General features: G+C 37.0%; 4 protein-coding genes. 1 reads left to right on the top strand and 3 read right to left on the bottom strand.

The features are described 5' to 3' along the window. Nucleotides 1–229: 229 nt before the first annotated feature. The 3 genes from CDZ78_RS23460 to CDZ78_RS19950 are packed head-to-tail and all read right to left on the bottom strand — an operon-like array spanning nucleotide 230 to nucleotide 871. A complete protein-coding gene (locus CDZ78_RS23460; RefSeq protein ID WP_244559307.1) occupies nucleotides 230–409 on the bottom strand; it encodes a PIN domain-containing protein in 180 nt (59 codons plus the stop codon). Beyond that, nucleotides 396–626, bottom strand: a complete 231-nt coding sequence (locus tag CDZ78_RS23455) for a type II toxin-antitoxin system VapC family toxin (protein WP_244559306.1) — start codon at nucleotides 624–626, stop codon at nucleotides 396–398. The genes CDZ78_RS23460 and CDZ78_RS23455 overlap by 14 nt, the downstream gene beginning before the upstream one ends. Next, the gene (locus CDZ78_RS19950; protein ID WP_087871521.1) at nucleotides 623–871 is read right to left on the bottom strand and encodes an AbrB/MazE/SpoVT family DNA-binding domain-containing protein; all 249 of its coding nucleotides are present in this window, start codon (nucleotides 869–871) and stop codon (nucleotides 623–625) included. The genes CDZ78_RS23455 and CDZ78_RS19950 overlap by 4 nt, the downstream gene beginning before the upstream one ends. Nucleotides 872–1,268: 397 nt before the next feature. Between CDZ78_RS19950 and CDZ78_RS19945 the strand changes: the two genes are divergently transcribed. Beyond that, nucleotides 1,269–1,505 (top strand): transposase, encoded by a 237-nt coding sequence (locus tag CDZ78_RS19945; protein ID WP_140414258.1) that lies wholly within the window; start codon nucleotides 1,269–1,271, stop codon nucleotides 1,503–1,505. Nucleotides 1,506–1,863: the final 358 nt, after the last annotated feature.

The raw sequence follows: 1,863 nt of genomic DNA, 5'->3' as shown, positions 1-1,863 counted from the left end.
AATTGCCCTGTCGCCTACCAGGGACTAAATATCATCACTCCGCTTAGGCTACGTTTCCCTGATTTTCAGCGTAAGAGGAAAACAGCTGACAGACCACGATTATTTTAGGATAAAGCTTTTAGTAACCTCCAGAATTGACTTAGATAAGCTTATCGGTAAGGAGCCGCATTTCGAGTGGTGCGCGGGATAGAGGTTAAAACCCCGTTCCTATCCTTCTTATGCCATTATTTCAGATTAATTCAAAATATTTGTATTTTGACGCTTTTTTATCAAAAGTAAGGACAGTCTTGCAGCCATATTTATTAGCTGAATGTGCAATTAATAAATCTGAAAGGTCAAACTTTGACGCTTGTGCTTCAAGTACAAAATGCTGAATAACAGATAAGTTTTCAAATTTAAATATAAGCATTAATCTTTAGTTGACTGATTGAATCTAAAATATCAGAGCGCTCAAATTCGTAGGGGGATTCCAAAACCCATATTAATTCTAAAATAACTAATGAAGATACAAACAATTCGGTTTTTTCGTCTTCTACCTTTTTAAATAGCCTGTAAGTCTTGTTTGCTTGTTTTGTATCATCAGCGACTAAAAAACGAACAAGAATGTTAGTGTCAATTCCTATCATAAAAATTTATTTTTAAGTCTGGTTTTTATTGCTTCATCCATTTCTTCGACAGAAATAGCCTTCCTTTTGATATTTTTCAGCTTACAATAAACATCATCAACCTTTCTATAAATAGGACGAATTACAGCTTCACCACTTTCCTTGATAAAAAATTCGATTTTATCACCCGAATGTAAATGCAATAATTCTCTAACTTCTTTTGGAATTGTGACTTGACCTTTAGCTGTCAATGTAGCAAGATCCATAGCTTTTTCCTTACATTTAATTAATTCCTTACCTATTGTAATTTCGTTTCATTTTCTGTCAAGCCTTATAGTTTTTATAGAAAATAAGGGACAGAACAAGATTCAATTAGGAATAACAATATAAAAGGCATCTTAACTGGGGTCAGAGTAAAGTTAAATATGAAGTTTCAAGGGAGATCAAGAGGTCAACCAGTAATGCCACTACCAATCTATCCGAACCATACAAATTCGCGAAGCATTTCAACAGATTTATGTTGCGGAAAGTACAGAGTAATTTGAACGCTTACTTGATAACGGGTGTTACTGGGCGACCCATAGTCAACTGGCTCCCATTATAAAAGCAGCTAAAACGATTAAGAAGCATTGGGATGGAATTGTCAGCTAGAAAAATAGCCAAATCAATAATGGTGTTTTGGAAGGGTTAAACTCGGTTTTACAGGCTGCAAAAAGAAAAGCGAGAGGATATAAAATGCAGCACTTCAAAACAATTGCTTATTTATTAACTGGAAAATTAGACTTTTCTAAAATAAATCCTAACTACTACCCACTTGAAATTCAACAGAACCAGAACAGTTTATATGGCTGCTTTATGTGTCAGAAAGGGGAATATCAAATTCCTAGTCATATTCCATAAATGAAATATTACAACAGGCTAGTGTAGATAAGCAATGCAGAAAAATAATGGCGGTGTAATCTCTCTCATTAGGGATAGAGTCTCAAATCTTACTTAAAAAATCGCGGGGAGTCGCTATTTTTGCGAAAGCTTGTTTTGGGCATCCCAGCCCAAGCAAGCAGCAAAAACTTAACGCGACCACTTATGCCTCCGGCGGCCCCGATTCGTCCTCGTCACCTCGTCCCGACCCAACAAGGGGTCGGAACATAGGCTCCAAATGACTTGACGCCGTGTCGGATGGCCTTTTATTTTGTCTCCACCTTCGCTAACGCTCAGACTCCGACAAAACAACGACCCTACGGCTATCGCGGACTAAAAA

The sequence above is a fragment of the Bathymodiolus platifrons methanotrophic gill symbiont genome (assembly GCF_002189065.1).
Classification (GTDB): Bacteria; Pseudomonadota; Gammaproteobacteria; order Methylococcales; family Methylomonadaceae; genus Methyloprofundus.
The sequence above is the reverse complement of the archived record's forward strand: the minus strand, read 5'-3'. Positions and strand labels throughout refer to the sequence as shown.

Coding starts and splice junctions, on each gene's coding strand:
- CDZ78_RS23460 (WP_244559307.1), bottom strand. CDS start 409: ATGCTTATATTTAAATTTGAAAACTTATCTGTTATTCAGCATTTTGTA.
- CDZ78_RS23455 (WP_244559306.1), bottom strand. CDS start 626: ATGATAGGAATTGACACTAACATTCTTGTTCGTTTTTTAGTCGCTGAT.
- CDZ78_RS19950 (WP_087871521.1), bottom strand. CDS start 871: ATGGATCTTGCTACATTGACAGCTAAAGGTCAAGTCACAATTCCAAAA.